This is a genomic window from Ignavibacteriota bacterium, assembly GCA_016713565.1.
Classification (GTDB): domain Bacteria; phylum Bacteroidota; class Ignavibacteria; order Ignavibacteriales; family Melioribacteraceae.
Window position 1 is genome coordinate 310,938 of sequence record JADJOX010000005.1, and the last position, 13,818, is coordinate 324,755.

Below are 13,818 nucleotides of genomic sequence, written 5' to 3' on the forward strand. Positions count from 1 at the left end.
GATCAGAGAATATGTTTTTACCCGTTAAAGAACAGTTAGAAATTGTTAAAAGAGGCGCTTCTGAAATTATCCCCGAAGAAGAATTAATTCAGAAATTAGAAAAATCAAGAGCAGAAAATAAACCGTTAAAAATTAAATTAGGCTGTGATCCGACCAGACCCGATTTACATATTGGACATTCAGTTGTATTGAGAAAATTAGCTCAATTTCAAAAACTTGGCCATACCGCAATTTTGATAATTGGTGATTTTACCGCAATGATTGGTGATCCATCTGGCAGAAACGCAACAAGACCGCCCTTAACATTTGAAGAAGCTCAGGAAAATGCCAAAAGTTATTGGCATCAGGCAAAAAAAATTCTTGATCCTGAAAAAACAAAAATTGTAAATAATTCCGACTGGTTAGGAAAAATGAATTTTCAGGATGTTATAAAATTAGCTTCAAAATATACGGTAGCACGAATGTTGGAAAGAGATGATTTTACAAAAAGATTTCACGGGGGAATACCTATAAGCATGCATGAATTACTTTATCCATTGGCTCAAGCAATGGATTCTGTTGCGATTGAAAGCGACCTAGAACTTGGAGGAACCGATCAGAAATTTAATTTGTTAGTGGGTCGTGATATACAACGTGAATACGGAGTTGAGGCTCAAGCAATTTTAACAATGCCGCTTTTAGTTGGCACAGACGGTACAGAAAAAATGAGCAAATCATACGGAAATTATATTGGTATAGATGATACGCCGCAAGATATTTACGGGAAAACTCTATCAATTCCGGATGAATTAATTTATACTTATTTTGAACTTGGAACAGATATTTCTCCTCAAGAATTAAATGAAATAAAAAGCACACTTGCTGATTCTAATAATAATCCAAGAAATACAAAAAGAGCTTTGGCAAGAAAATTTGTTGAGATGTATCATTCGTTGGAAGCCGCTCAAAACGCAGAAGCGGAGTTTGATAAAATATTTATAAATAAAGGCGTTCCGGATGATATTCCGGAATTGAAAATTTCTGAAAAAGATGTTGATATTATTGATCTAATTATGAAAGCTGAACTTGCTCCTTCACGCGGCGAAGCGAGAAGACTAGTAATGCAGGGAGGGGTTTCAATTGACGGAAATAAAATTGATGATCCAAAATTATTGGTTAATATTTCCGATGGAAGTGTTCTTAAAGTCGGGAAACGTAAATTTGTAAAATTATCATTTTAATAGAATTACATTTCCAATATTATGTGGCTTTAAATATAAAAATTTATTTTTATCTCAAATTATAATTATTGGGAAATAACTTTAATTAACAAATGCAACACCTTTATTTACAATAAGATAAAGGAATTCGAATGATAAAGATTGGTGAACAAAAAGAAAACCTTAAAGATTTTTTTAAACGAGAACAATACAACAAGAATATACTACATAAATTAAACTTAATTCGAGAAAAAACTGAATTAGGCGGCGGAAAATCTTCAATAGATAATCATCACAAAAAAGGTAAATTAACGGCGCGCGAAAGAATAAAATTATTGATTGATGATAATTCAAATTTCTTTGAGCTGAATACATTTTGCGCACATGAAATATACGAGGAATTTGGCGGAGCACCAAGCAGCGGAACAATTTTTGGAATTGGGAAAATAAATGAAAAAAACTTTTTAATTGTAGCAAACGACGCTACCGTTAAAGCAGGAGCATGGTTTCCAATCACAACAAAGAAAAACCTAAGAGCTCAAGAAATTGCGGTTGAAAATCATTTACCTATTATTTATTTAGTAGATAGCGCCGGCGTTTTCCTTCCTCTTCAGGATGAAATTTTTCCGGATAAAGAACATTTTGGCAGAATTTTTAGAAATAATGCGAAAATATCTTCGATGGGAATACCTCAAATTTCAGCAATAATGGGACCGTGTGTTGCAGGCGGAGCTTATTTGCCGATAATGAGCGATGAAAGTTTTATAGTTGAAGGAACTGGATCAGTATTCCTCGCCGGATCTCATTTGGTTAAAGCCGCAATTGGTGAAGTTATTGATAATGAAAGCCTTGGCGGTGCTTTGGTTCAAACAAATATTTCTGGAGTGACTGATTATATTTCAAAAAATGATGAAGAATGTTTAAGTCAAATTAGATCCATAACGAATAAATTTGCCGAAACTCCAAAGGCCAATTTTAACAGAATAAAACCGCTTAATCCACACTTTGATAAAAATGAAATATATGGAATATTGCCCGAAGCACAACTCGATCAGTATGATACTTATGATTTGATTTCAAGAATTGTAGATAATTCCGAAATTGATGAATATAAGGCCGGTTTTGGAAAAACAATAATTACAGCTTATGCAAGAATTGACGGATGGTCTGTTGGAATAGTAGCAAATCAAAGAAAAATTGTAAAGACCGAAAAAGGTGAAATGCAGATTGGCGGAGTAATTTATTCAGATTCTGCAGACAAAGCAACTCGGTTTATCATGAACTGTAATCAAAGAAAGATTCCGTTAATTTTTCTGCAAGATGTAACCGGATTTATGGTCGGTAGTAAAGCCGAACATGGAGGCATAATAAAAGACGGTGCAAAAATGGTAAACGCTGTCGCAAATTCCGTTGTTCCTAAAATCACAATTATTGTTGGAAATAGTTACGGCGCCGGAAATTATGCCATGTGCGGAAAAGCTTATGATCCAAGATTTATATTTGCGTATCCAAACGCAAAAATTTCTGTTATGGGCGGAACACAAGCAAGCAATGTTTTATTGGATATAAAAGTAAAACAAATGGAAAAAAACGGTAAAAAATTCAGTGAAGCTGATAAAATAAATTTGTTAAGTGAAATTCAAAAGTCTTATGATGAGAAAAGTACTGCGCTTTATGCGGCAGCCAGGCTTTGGGTTGATGAAATAATTGATCCGGCAGAGACGAGAGAGTACATTTCAAAATCAATTGAAATTGCAAATAATAATCCTAATTTAGATAAATTCAACGTCGGTGTAATACAAACATAAGTTATAAAATCAGCTGAATAATTTTGCAAACAACTTAAGTTAATCCGTATTTTAAAATAATAACTCGATTTAACTCGCTAATATTCTTAAAACCGCAAAAAACTATTAAAGTACATTCTATATTATTATAAAAATAATTCGATTATTAATAAAATTATCTTTTTCTAATTCGTTAAAATTAATATATGTCTATATTTAATCAAAAAACAACAAAACAAAATCTTCAAAAAGCTGAACTTTTTGTAAAACCTATTGATGATGAAATAGCTCAAAAAATTCCAGCGTTTATTCCAGGTTCAAAAATATATTTAACCAGAATTGAAGCCCCGATTGAAAAATTAAAAGTTATAAAAAAAACTGATCCCATTTTCAGATACTTTGTCGAAGAACCGGAAAAACCGGAAAATGAAAATGCACAATCAAACGGATCAAAAATTATATTTGAAATTAACCCCGATTTTCATGACGATAATTCCAACATTGAGCAAAGAGGAAAAGATTACATCGCTTTAGAAGATGGATTATTTGTAATTGAAAACCATAGACCGAAAATTATCCCAATTAGTCTTCATGGTTCAGCTGAAGTTAAAATATCCGATGATGCGATGAAAGTCTTTGTTGATATTTATCCTTCAGTCGGCGATAATCCTATTCCCTCGCTTGGTGATATTGTTAATAAAATTCTAAGTTTAGGAGTAACGGAAGAAATCAACAATTCTTTAATCCTAGAAAAATTAGAAAGTGTTAAAGTAAACAAAAAAAAGATTTCCAATATTTTTGTCGCAGAAGGCAAATATCCAGTTAATGGAATGGACGGTTGGTTAGAAAATTGTACTAAGAATAAAGAAAAAATGGAAAACTTGAATTGTGATGAATTTCATAAAATAAATCCCGTGATTTCTGTAAAAGATGGTGAAACAATAGCAATAATTCATCCACCTACAAATGGAGAGGATGGAATAAATATTTTTGGGAAAAAAGTTCCGCCAATTGCAGGTAAGGAATTAAAAATTAAATTAGGTGCAAATATAAAATTTTCAGAAGATGATGAAAGAAAAATTACGGCTTCACTGGATGGATTTCTTGACTTGAAAGAATCATCTATTTCCATAACTGATACTTTCACCATAAATGGAGATATTGATTTTAAGTCAGGTAACATTATAAGCAAAGGATCATTAAAAGTAAAAGGAAACGTAAATAACGAGTTTACACTTAATCTAACAAAAGATATTGAAATAGACGGATACGTTGGAGACGCAAATATTGTAGCCGGAGAAAATGTAATTGTACACGGCGGATTTTTGGGTAAAGGAAATGGAATTATAAATGCCGTAGGCGATGTCGAGGTAAAATTTGTAGAAAATCAAAAAATTTTCTCAAGAGGTTCTTTAACAATATTGAAAGAAGCATTAAATGCACAGCTGTTTGTTAAATCAAAAATTACTTGCAAAGGAAATAAAACCGTAATTGTTGGAGGACATTCAATTGCCGGTGATTTTTTGGATGTGTATTCTCTTGGCAATTCTAGTGAATCAGAAACTATTGTGGAAGTTGGTTTTGATTATTTAAAAAGAAATTCAATAATGGATAATAAACATAAACAAACCGAGCTTAGAAAAAAGCTTGAAGAAGTTGACAAAGTATTATTTGAATTTGCTCAAATGAAAAGACTGAATGACCAATGCAAAGAAAAGGTTAAAATATTAGTAGCTGAACACAAAACTTATCTTGCTGAAATTGAAAATATAAAACAGCAGAATTTAAAATTGACTAATGAAATTTATGTTCCTACTTCTTCAAAAGTTTCTGTAAATGGAATGATTTATCCTGGTGTTAAAATTGGAATTAATGGTAGATTCTTTGAAGTAAAAGAACCTATGAGATCAAAAACATTTGTACTTTCGGCAGATAATGAGGTAATAGCTGTATAGATTAAACCGATATTTTTTCTTTACCCATATCTTTCTGCAATTCAGATTTTAAAAAAGTAACGGTAAAAGCTGAGCCGAAATCTTTTTTGCTGATTACTGTTATAACCGCATTGTTTAATTCACAATATTTTTTTACTAAAGCCAAACCCAAACCGTTTCCTTCATATTTTCTGGTATAACCCATATCTTCCTGCGAAAATTCATTGAAAATTTTTGGAAGATATTCTTCAGTTATTCCTATCCCCGTGTCAGTAATGGATACAAATAAAAAATTATTTTCACTTTTGTCTATAACAATTTCAATTGATCCTTTAGCCGTAAATTTTACGGCATTATCTATTATATTTGAAAATATTTGTTCAACAGAATAAACATCCGATATTAACTCAGAACTTTTAACATTATTGTGGAATTTTATAATAAGTTCTTTTTCCAAAATCTGATCTTTGTATTCATCTAAAATTTTTCTAAGTAAAACTGCAATGTCAAATTTGTTCGGAATGTATTCATGAGTTCCCGCTTGAACATCTGCCATATTCAAAATTAAATCTATTGTTCGTATTAATCTCTTACTTGCTCTGTTAATTCCGCCAAAACCGTATTTTAATTCATCACTTACTTTATCAATCATTTCGTCTTTAATCAAATTAGAAAAACTTAAAATTGTGTTAATAGGCGTTCTTATTTCATGTGACATTTGAGCAAGAAAATCTGTTTTAATTTTTTCGGATTTTTCAGCTTTATCAATTGCGGAGATCAGCTGTTTTTCAATTTGCTTTCGTAATTGCAAGTCCTCTTCAAGTGATTTATTTAAATTGTTTAAATCGTTTGTTCTCTTTTCAACAATATTTTCCAATTCAATCTTATATTTTTCATCTTTATTTTTAAGTAGTTTTGCATTTTTACGTTCGGATTTAAAAAACAAGTAAGCCAATACTGAAAAAAACAAAACAACTGTAAAAAAAATCAATGTTAATTTTAAAGCAAATGATCGGTTAATTTGAAGAACATTTATTAGATCGAATGATGATCCAACAATCCAAAATGTATTACCTAAATTTATTTTATTAAAAGCATATTGTTTTTCAATACCACTAAGTTTTGAAGTAAAGATTGAAAAATTAAATTTTTGAATATCGCCGTTGACCAAGTCATTAATTTTTCTTTTTATATCTGCTATTTCAATTAAGTTGTCATCAATATTTTTTGAGTTGTTACTTTTTGTAAAATAAATTTCTTCACCATTTTTACTTAAAATAACTCCTGTAAAATCCTTCAAACCAATTATTGGATTTACAAAATTGTCAATTAAATTATCAAATTTGATAAGCAGAGAAATTGAGCCTTTATATTTTCCGTTTTTAAAAATAGGATAGGCAATTGCAATTGTTTTGTTACCCTGTAATGATGTGAAAGGTTCGCTGATTACCGGTTTGAAGTTTGACATAATTTTTTTGTTATGCTCTTGCGCAGATACATCCGCATTGATTACTGAATCAATAAAAGGAAATGTATATATTATTTTTCCAAATTCCGAAACACGAGTAATTCCATAGATTTCATTATAATGAGATTCATAATAATTTTGAAATTCTCTTTTCATTCCATCGTTTAAATCAACGATATTTTCTTTTTTGGAAAAATATTCTAATGATTTGGTAATTTCACCGAAGTTATTTTCTATTGAAACGGATAATTGAGTAAGAAAAATTTTCTGTTGCTCATCATAAATCAAAAGAGTTCTTTCTTCAAACTCTTGATAAAGTAAATAGGATAAAAATAAACTAATAACAATAGATGTAATTACTAATAAGATTACAAATAAGTTTTTCATATCCGCGCCCAAATAGAAACATTTAAGTTAAGGAATAATAAAATTATATTTTATTTTTATCAGCAGCCAATATAACGAGAAATTATCAATCTTTGAATTTCTGAAGTTCCTTCGCCAATTTGGAGCAAACGCTGATCTCTATAAAATCTTTCTATGTTATATTCTTTCATTAATCCGTAACCTCCATGAATCTGAACGGCTTCATCCGCAACTTCCTTTGCAATTTCAGAACAATAAAGTTTGGCCATGGCAGCTTCTTTTGCAAAAGATTTTTTTGAATCTTTTAACCAACACGCTTTGTAAAGCAAATTTCTTCCCAATTCAATTTTCAATGCCATATCCGCAAGTTTAAAAGCAATAATTTGAAACTTTGAAATTGATCGTCCAAACTGTTTCCGTTCATTAGAATATTTTAAAGCCATTTCATACGCGCCTTGCGCAAGCCCTAAACCCATTGCTGCAATAGATAATCTGCCGTTATCTAAAGTGCTGAGCATAATGTGGGAACCTTCTCCAATTTCGCCCAAAAGATTTTCTTCGGGAACTCTGCAATCATCAAAAAATAATTCTGAAGTGTTAGAAGCTCTCCACATCATTTTTCGTTTCATTTCATTTGATGTAAAACCTTTCGTTCCATTTTCAATTATAATTGTTGAAAATATTTTTTTACCATTTATTTCACCGGTTACAGTTTGAACGGTTGAACCGGCAGTAATTTCTGTTGAGCCGTTTGTAATAAAAATTTTTGAGCCGTTTACTATCCAAAATCCATCAGTCAATTTAGCTGTTGTTTTAGTTCCTCTTGAATCTGATCCGGCTTCAGGTTCTGTTAAACCAAAAGACCAAAGAGCCTTTCCATCACACAATTTAGGTAAATATTTTGTCTTTTGATTTTCTGTTCCATAATAATAAATAGGTCCAATTCCTAATGAATTATGAGCTGCTAAAGTTGCAGCTTGAGATCCGTCGATGCGAGCTAATTCTTCAACGGCAATTATATATGAAGTTGTATCCATTCCGCTTCCGCCGTATTTTTCTGGAAGGTACATTCCGAATAATCCTATTTCACCCATTCTTTCGGTAAGCTTAAGAGAAAACTTTTCATTTTCATCTAATTCTTGCGCAAGCGGTTTTATTTCCTGTTCGGCAAATTCCCGAACGGTCTTTCTTATTAGATTCTGTTCTTCACTTAGGTTGAAATCCATATATTATTTTATATTCTAATATTTTGTTATAAAATAATACTTTAATAGTGATATATCAAGATGGGAATGATTACAATTAATTTTTTTTATATTCTACAATAATGTGAACAGGCAAGTTTTTTAATTTATTAAAAAGTGCGTCAACAAATTTCCACATCGGAAACGGTAAATATTTAAGAATGATATAAGTCCGCAGAAAAATCAAAAATTTGTTTCCAAAAGTGGTCCATTTTATTTCTTTTAGATTTGCAGATGTACAAAAATTTAGTAAAATTTTTTCGTCAAATGAGTGAATATGTGCGTGAACCGGAGTTTTTTTATTACAATGAATACATAAATAATATCTCAATTTTTCTTTATAAGGTGTTGTTATAATTAGTTTTCCGTTTTGTTTTACAACTCTAAAAAGTTCATTTACAAATTCTTCGGGGTAATAAATATGTTCAATTATTTCCGAAGCAACAACAACGTCAAAACTGTTATCTGAAAATGGAAGTAATAATGAATCGGCTATAATTTGCGTATGTTTTAGGTTCGGATAACTCAACTTTGCTTTTGTCACATTTTCCAGACTTAAATCAAGCGAAGTTACATTTATTTTATCTGAGAACTTTGCGGCAACCCAAGCAGAACCGCATCCTACATCCAAAATGTTTTCAATTTTATTTGGTATTTTGCTAGTAATAAATTCATGCACTCTTCTTTCATCATGCTCGGTTGCTCCTGTCCTCTCTTCAAAATAATCAAATTCTTTAGCGTCAATTTTATAGTGAGTTATATAATCAAATTTTTGACTCATATATTTTTTAGATATCTTATTTAATAAAATATTTTAATTAATAATTTTTTCAAAATCTTGAAAACAAAGATAGATAATTCAAAATATATTTTTGCCGTTATATTTTTAACAACCATTTTTATTTTTAAAAATGCACAATGCCAAACAAGGTCATTTGAAGAAGGCGTGATATTCCTTTCAGAATATATTGCGTCTGAAGAATTTAAAAATAAAACCGATGAAGATATTAATCTTGTTGACACACTTTATTTGAAAGCACTTAATTTTTATGACGGAAACATTTCAGAAGCTCTGTTAGCTTTAACCTTTTCAACACTTCCTTTCAATAGAATGCCTGTCACAATCCCATTAGTAAAACTTAAAATAAATTTACGACTGCCGTCGGTTGATGAAAAATTATTTCAGCAGAAAAATAAAAATCTCCCGGGATTGGTTTACTTCGATTCAAATGAAAGCGGAAATCAAGACAAAGACAAAGTAGCGCATTTTTTTGGAAATGCTTTTTTATCATATAACGTAACATTCTTAAATTTGTCCAAATTTTTAGGAATCTTTGTTGAAATGTTTGAAGAAACATTTAAGGTTAGTGGAAAAATTGATTTTAGAGATTTGCAGACAAATTATTGCGGTGAATTTTTTGGCAAATCTTTAAGGAATCAAAAAGATTTGTATCCATCTGATTTTTTTAAGCTGTATTCTTTATTTTACTTTTCTTATAATTAACATATATTAAATAATAATACTTACATCAAATGAAATCCATACTAATTATTGACGATGAAAAGCAAATTTGCGAAAGCATTAGCATGATTCTTGAATATGAAAATTATTCAGTTGATTTTACCACAGACGTAAAATCCGGATTAAAAAAATTAGAGTACAATAATTATGATGCATTGCTTCTTGATATTCAAATGCCTGAAATGACTGGATTTGAAGTCCTGAATTGGATAAAGGAAAACGAAATTAATATCAGTACAATAATAATTTCCGCACATGGAAATTTAGAAAACGCGGTTAAAGCAACAAAACTTGGAGCATTTGATTTTATAGAAAAACCCATTGAAAGAGAAAAACTCTTGATTAGTATTCGAAATGCCGCAAGTAAAACAAATCTGATTAAGGAAAATAAAAAATTAAAAGAAAATTTATCTCAAGAAGAAATCATAATCGGTGAAAGTCAGCAAATTAAATCTGTAATTTCAATAATTGAAAGAGTAGCAAAAACCGAATCACGAGTTTTAATTACAGGTGAAAACGGAACCGGAAAAGAATTAGTTGCGAAAGCGATCCATAATAAAAGTGAAAGATCGTTAAATGAATTAGTTGAAGTAAATTGTGCTGCGATTCCAAATGAATTAATTGAATCAGAACTATTCGGACATGAAAAAGGCTCATTTACCGGAGCAGTTCAAAAAAGAATAGGTAAATTTGAATTAGCGGACGGAGGCACGTTATTTTTAGATGAAATAGGCGATATGAGTTTACAGGCTCAAGCAAAAGTTTTACGGGCAATTGAAGATGGAGTTATTGAGAGAGTCGGTGGAAATTCAAAAATAAATGTTAATGTAAGGATAATTTCAGCTACAAATAAGGATTTAAAGAACGAAATTAAAGAAGGAAATTTTAGAGAAGATCTGTTTCATCGTCTAAACGTAATTCCTATAATTGTTCCTTCGCTTCGTGAAAGAAAAGAAGATATTCCACTTTTGGTAAAATATTTTACCGAAAAAATCTGCAAACAAAATAAATTCCCTTTGAAGAATTTTTCCGAAAACGCAATTGAAACTCTTAAGAATTATGATTGGTCCGGAAATGTTAGAGAACTAAGAAACATAATTGAACGAATAATTATTATGATATCATCGACAACAATTTCCAAAGATGAGGTACTTTCTCTGCTTCCGAATGTTGAAAAAAAATCTGAGGATTTTATTGACATTAGTAATTCATTCCAAGAATTTAAAGAAAAGGCAGAAAAAATATTTATCTTAAAGCAGTTGGAATTAAATAATTGGAATATAAGTAAAACCGCTGAGATCTTGGATATTCAGCGAAGCCATCTTTATAATAAAATGAAAAAGTACGGCATAAATAAAGATTAAATTTTTGGGGTTTTAAATGGGCACAATATTTACAAAAATCATTAACCGAGAAATTCCCGCTAATATTGTTTATGAAACAGAAAATATTCTGGCTTTTAGAGATATAAACCCGCAAGCTCCTGTTCATATTTTGATAATACCAAAAATAGAAATTCCAAAAATCACCGATATTAAAGGAATGGAGCATTCTAATTTATTAGGTGAAATGTATGATGCCGCAAATGCTATCGCAAAAAATGAAGGCATTTCTGAAGATGGATTTAGATTAGTTTTTAATTGCGGTAATAACGGTGGACAGGAAGTTTATCATATTCACATGCATTTGCTCGGCGGAAGGAAAATGAATTGGCCTCCAGGTTAACAAGCTTTAACTTAATTTATAGCTTTAAAGCCAATATCTTTTCTATAAAATATTTTTTCAAAATCCACTTTACGTAATGCATCGTAAGCTATTGTTTTACATTGCTTTAAATCATTTTTATTAATTGATGCCACAATATTAAGTACTCTTCCGCCTGCGGTTAAAATTTTACCATTTTCAAATTTAGTACCGGCATGAATTATTTTAACATTGTTTTCAAATTTTTGATCTAGTCCGGAAATTTCAAAACCTTTTTCATATTTATCGGGATATCCGCCTGAAACAGCAACAATACAAACAGCACTTCCATTATTATTTTTAACACTATTTTTATTTACTTTTCCTTTTGCAGTTGAATGTAAAAGTTCTAAAAAATTTCCCTCGATAAGCTCTAAAACCGCTTGTGTTTCAGGATCGCCAAATCTGCAGTTAAATTCTATAACTTTAATTCCATTTATAGTTTTTATAAGGCCACAGTACAGACAGCCGTTAAATTTTGAGTCTGTATCTTGTAATCCTTTTAAAGTAGGAATAATTACGTTTTTTTCAATCTCGAAAATCAACTCATCAGAAACAAAAGGTACCGGTGTATATGCTCCCATGCCTCCGGTATTTTTTCCCGTATCACCGTCACCTATTCTTTTATGGTCTTGTGCAGGAGGTAAAATTACATAATCTGATCCGTCTGTAATTACAAAAACAGATAATTCTTCGCCATCTAAAAATTCTTCAATTACAACTTTATCACCTGCGTTTCCAAATATGGAATTCATCATTATATCGGTTAAAGCTTCTTCAGCCTCAGAAAAGTCTTTTGCTATAATTACACCTTTTCCAGCAGCCAATCCTGCTGCTTTTATTACAACCGGGAAATTTCCATTCTTAACAAATTCTAAAGCATTATTTAAATCATTTTTACCGAAAGTCTTATATTCTGCTGTTGGAACAGAATATTGCAGCATAAGATCTTTGGCAAAGCTTTTATCGCCTTCAATTCTTGCGGCATTCTTATTTGGACCAAAAACGACAATTTTAGATTTTCTTAATTTATCCGAAAGTCCGTTAACCAAAGGCTGTTCAGGGCCAACAATTACCAATTCAATATTTCTTTGAATACAAAATTCAATAATATTTTTCTCGTCATTAATATCCAATTCAATATTTTTTCCAATACCAATTGTTCCGCCATTACCGGGAGCAAAAAAAATTTCTGTTTTAGGATCGTCTTCTTTAATTTTTAATCCTATTGCATGTTCTCTTCCACCTGATCCTAAAATCAATATATTCATCATTCAGCCTTTAAATGAAATTGAAAAAGTTTTACCAATTGTTCGGTTTGACTTACTCTATCAAATTTTGTAATAAATTCATCGCTCGGTTTAGGTAACTTATTTTCCGCGAACAAATTATGAGTTGTAATTAAAGCAGTTTTTATTTCTTCTATATTTTCAGTCGAAGTAATAAATGAAGCTTTATATTCCAGCAATAAATTTTTTGCAATTCCTTCCGGTAAATTCGCTATTATTGGTTTTTTAGCCGCAAAATATTCATATATTTTTCCTGGAGTAACATTGTACATTTTCCCATTGTCAGGAAGCATTAGCCATAAGACATCACTTGATATAATTCTCCTAACTGTTTCTAAATGATTAAGATATCCAATTTCTTTAACAAATTTTTCTAACTTTAGATTATGAATTAACTTACTATTTTCCCTTTTTAAATTGCCGACAAAATGCAATTCAATATTAGCAGCTATATCAGGCTGTTCGATTGTTAATCTTTTAAATGCTTTTAGTAAAAAATTGGGAGTTATTCCTTCATAAAATGCGCCGGCAAACAGAATTACCATTTTATCATTTTCTTTGGGATATTTAATTAAATTACTAAAATCTTCAGGGTCGTATCCATGCGGTATTATTTGGATATCATTAAACTTTAAAAACGGAAAATTTTTAATAATATCTTCTTTTATAATTCTATTAACAACAATAACGCGATCAATTTTTCTTAAACATCTATCTTCCAGCTTTTTGTGAAGGTATCTGTGATATGGAGTTGGATAAAATCTATATTGATTTGTAACCCATGCATCTCTATAATCCGCAAATATTGGAATTTCCAATTTAGCTTTTAATTTTGTAATTGCAACTAATGAAGAAAAAGGCGGAACTGTTACAAAAATCGCGTCAAACTTTTCTTTTTTCACCAAATTTAACGCAATCTTTGAAGCTTTTTTTGCCCAAAAAATTTTATTATCAGGTATAAATATCGTTTTGCTAATTTTTGATAAGATACTTTGAATAAAAGTCGATTTAGGTTTAGTTTTACCTTTTTTTAATAAAAATGCTCCCGGAGTTAATGCTTCGGTTCTAATAATTCTAACATTTGCATCTTCAACTTCTTTAAGTAATGATTCGTCATATGCAAAATAGTTAACACTTCCTGAAGTTATTACGGTAGGCTGCCAATTGAAGTTAGAAAAATATTTGGTAAATTTTAATGTCCGTTGAACTCCACTTAAACCCAACGGCGGATAGTAAAATGCAATAACAAGAACTTTGAACATATAT

The 13,818-nt window shown here is 30.5% G+C and carries 11 protein-coding genes; 6 read left to right on the plus strand and 5 right to left on the minus strand.

Features of this window, described 5'->3' with window-relative positions:
- The first annotated feature begins 11 nt into the window (after window positions 1–11).
- The 3 genes from IPK06_05980 (at window position 12) to IPK06_05990 (ending at window position 4,941) form a co-directional block, all read left to right on the plus strand.
- Complete coding sequence (locus IPK06_05980; protein MBK7979542.1) at window positions 12–1,220, plus strand: tyrosine--tRNA ligase; 1,209 nt, start codon at window positions 12–14, stop codon at window positions 1,218–1,220.
- Window positions 1,221–1,351: 131 nt separating this feature from the next.
- Window positions 1,352–3,007 carry an acyl-CoA carboxylase subunit beta gene (locus tag IPK06_05985; protein MBK7979543.1) on the plus strand — a complete coding sequence of 552 codons (1,656 nt, stop codon included), beginning with the start codon at window positions 1,352–1,354 and terminating at the stop codon, window positions 3,005–3,007.
- Between the two features lie 185 nt (window positions 3,008–3,192).
- Window positions 3,193–4,941 (plus strand): DUF342 domain-containing protein, encoded by a 1,749-nt coding sequence (locus IPK06_05990; GenBank protein ID MBK7979544.1) that lies wholly within the window; start codon window positions 3,193–3,195, stop codon window positions 4,939–4,941.
- 1 nt (window position 4,942) lies between these two features.
- Here the strand turns inward: IPK06_05990 and IPK06_05995 are convergent, their stop codons facing one another.
- The 3 genes from IPK06_05995 to IPK06_06005 all read right to left on the minus strand — a co-directional run bounded on the left by IPK06_05995 (window position 4,943) and on the right by IPK06_06005 (window position 8,779).
- Window positions 4,943–6,775 (minus strand): sensor histidine kinase, encoded by a 1,833-nt coding sequence (locus IPK06_05995; GenBank protein MBK7979545.1) that lies wholly within the window; start codon window positions 6,773–6,775, stop codon window positions 4,943–4,945.
- Between the two features lie 59 nt (window positions 6,776–6,834).
- Window positions 6,835–7,980 (minus strand): acyl-CoA dehydrogenase family protein, encoded by a 1,146-nt coding sequence (locus IPK06_06000; protein MBK7979546.1) that lies wholly within the window; start codon window positions 7,978–7,980, stop codon window positions 6,835–6,837.
- Window positions 7,981–8,056: 76 nt separating this feature from the next.
- Window positions 8,057–8,779, minus strand: coding sequence for a class I SAM-dependent methyltransferase (locus tag IPK06_06005; GenBank protein ID MBK7979547.1), 723 nt, complete (start codon window positions 8,777–8,779; stop codon window positions 8,057–8,059).
- A 57-nt stretch (window positions 8,780–8,836) separates the two neighbouring features.
- Between IPK06_06005 and IPK06_06010 the strand changes: the two genes are divergently transcribed.
- From IPK06_06010 to IPK06_06020, 3 genes are read left to right on the plus strand one after another with little or no spacing between them, the layout of a single operon-like run.
- Window positions 8,837–9,502, plus strand: coding sequence for a hypothetical protein (locus IPK06_06010; GenBank protein ID MBK7979548.1), 666 nt, complete (start codon window positions 8,837–8,839; stop codon window positions 9,500–9,502).
- 29 nt (window positions 9,503–9,531) lie between these two features.
- Window positions 9,532–10,884 carry a sigma-54-dependent Fis family transcriptional regulator gene (locus tag IPK06_06015; GenBank protein MBK7979549.1) on the plus strand — a complete coding sequence of 451 codons (1,353 nt, stop codon included), beginning with the start codon at window positions 9,532–9,534 and terminating at the stop codon, window positions 10,882–10,884.
- 16 nt (window positions 10,885–10,900) lie between these two features.
- Window positions 10,901–11,245, plus strand: coding sequence for a histidine triad nucleotide-binding protein (locus IPK06_06020; protein MBK7979550.1), 345 nt, complete (start codon window positions 10,901–10,903; stop codon window positions 11,243–11,245).
- 11 nt (window positions 11,246–11,256) lie between these two features.
- Here IPK06_06020 and purD read toward each other — a convergent pair whose 3' ends face one another.
- Complete coding sequence (gene purD / locus IPK06_06025; GenBank protein ID MBK7979551.1) at window positions 11,257–12,534, minus strand: phosphoribosylamine--glycine ligase; 1,278 nt, start codon at window positions 12,532–12,534, stop codon at window positions 11,257–11,259.
- Window positions 12,534–13,814, minus strand: coding sequence for a glycosyltransferase (locus IPK06_06030; GenBank protein ID MBK7979552.1), 1,281 nt, complete (start codon window positions 13,812–13,814; stop codon window positions 12,534–12,536). Before IPK06_06030 ends, purD begins: the two co-directional genes overlap by 1 nt.
- Window positions 13,815–13,818 lie beyond the last annotated feature (4 nt).

Excerpts from the sequence above, each read along its gene's own strand:
- IPK06_05995 (MBK7979545.1), bottom strand. The coding sequence starts at position 6,775 with ATGAAAAACTTATTTGTAATCTTATTAGTAATTACATCTATTGTTATT.
- purD (MBK7979551.1), bottom strand. The coding sequence starts at position 12,534 with ATGAATATATTGATTTTAGGATCAGGTGGAAGAGAACATGCAATAGGA.
- IPK06_05990 (MBK7979544.1), top strand. The coding sequence starts at position 3,193 with ATGTCTATATTTAATCAAAAAACAACAAAACAAAATCTTCAAAAAGCT.
- IPK06_06030 (MBK7979552.1), bottom strand. The coding sequence starts at position 13,814 with ATGTTCAAAGTTCTTGTTATTGCATTTTACTATCCGCCGTTGGGTTTA.
- IPK06_06020 (MBK7979550.1), top strand. The coding sequence starts at position 10,901 with ATGGGCACAATATTTACAAAAATCATTAACCGAGAAATTCCCGCTAAT.
- IPK06_05980 (MBK7979542.1), top strand. The coding sequence starts at position 12 with ATGTTTTTACCCGTTAAAGAACAGTTAGAAATTGTTAAAAGAGGCGCT.
- IPK06_06015 (MBK7979549.1), top strand. The coding sequence starts at position 9,532 with ATGAAATCCATACTAATTATTGACGATGAAAAGCAAATTTGCGAAAGC.
- IPK06_05985 (MBK7979543.1), top strand. The coding sequence starts at position 1,352 with ATGATAAAGATTGGTGAACAAAAAGAAAACCTTAAAGATTTTTTTAAA.
- IPK06_06005 (MBK7979547.1), bottom strand. The coding sequence starts at position 8,779 with ATGAGTCAAAAATTTGATTATATAACTCACTATAAAATTGACGCTAAA.
- IPK06_06000 (MBK7979546.1), bottom strand. The coding sequence starts at position 7,980 with ATGGATTTCAACCTAAGTGAAGAACAGAATCTAATAAGAAAGACCGTT.